We start from the raw sequence: 913 nt of genomic DNA on the forward strand, positions 1-913 counted from the left end.
GCGGCTGGGCCGCGGCGGGGTGCTGCCGCTGCCCACCGAGACCGCGCTGGCCCTGTTCGACGCCGCGCTCACCGGCGCGCACCCGGCCGTGGTGCCGGCCCGGATCGACCGGGACTCCTTCGGCCCGGGCCCCTCCACCCGGGACGCCTTCGCCGGGGACACCTTCACCGGGGACACCTTCACCCAGGACGAGGACCGGCCGGCGGTGCTGCGCGGCCGGTCCCGCGCGGCCGTCCGCCGCGCCGCCGGTGCCGGCGGCGGCCATGGCGGGCCGGCCGGCCCGGACGGTACAGGCGGCGGTGGCACGCGGACGGGAGCGGGCGGGTCGCTGGCCGACCGGCTCGCCGGGCGCCCCGAGGACGAGCGGGAGCGGATCCTGCTCGGCCTGGTGCGCACGACCGCGGCGACCGTGCTCGGCCACGCCGACGCGGCGGTGATCGAGGCCGACCGCGGGTTCCTCGCGTCCGGGTTCGACTCACTGACCGCGGTGGAGTTCCGCAACCGGCTCGGCGCGGCCGCCGGGCTGCGGCTGCCGAGCACGCTGCTGTTCGACCATCCGACCCCGGCGGCGCTGACCGCGCACCTGCGCACCCTGCTCGTACCGGCCGCGCACGGCGGTGCCGGGAGCGCGGCCGTCCCGTCCCAGCGGGAATCGCTCACCGACGTGCTGGACCGGCTGGGCACCGTCCTAACGACCGCGCCCGACGCCGCCACCGACCCCGACGCCCACGAACGGGTCGCGGTCCGGCTGCGGCAGCTCCTCCAGGTCTGGGACGGCCGCCGGCCCGCCGGCGCGGGCGGCTCCCTCGCCGGTGACCTGGCGGATCTCCAGTCGGCCGACGACGACGAACTGTTCGACGTGCTCGACAACGAGCTGACCACCCCGTACGGAGGCTGAGCTCACATGTCCACC

General features: G+C 78.0%; 1 protein-coding gene. It reads left to right on the top strand.

Annotated features, from left to right (window positions below):
- On the top strand, nt 1–898 hold an 898-nt coding region (locus tag NBW84_RS21400; protein WP_250286796.1), incomplete at its 5' end, for a phosphopantetheine-binding protein.
- Nucleotides 899–913 lie beyond the last annotated feature (15 nt).

This window comes from Protofrankia sp. CiP1_Cm_nod2 (assembly GCF_920664355.1).
Lineage (GTDB): Bacteria > Actinomycetota > Actinomycetes > Frankiales > Frankiaceae > Protofrankia.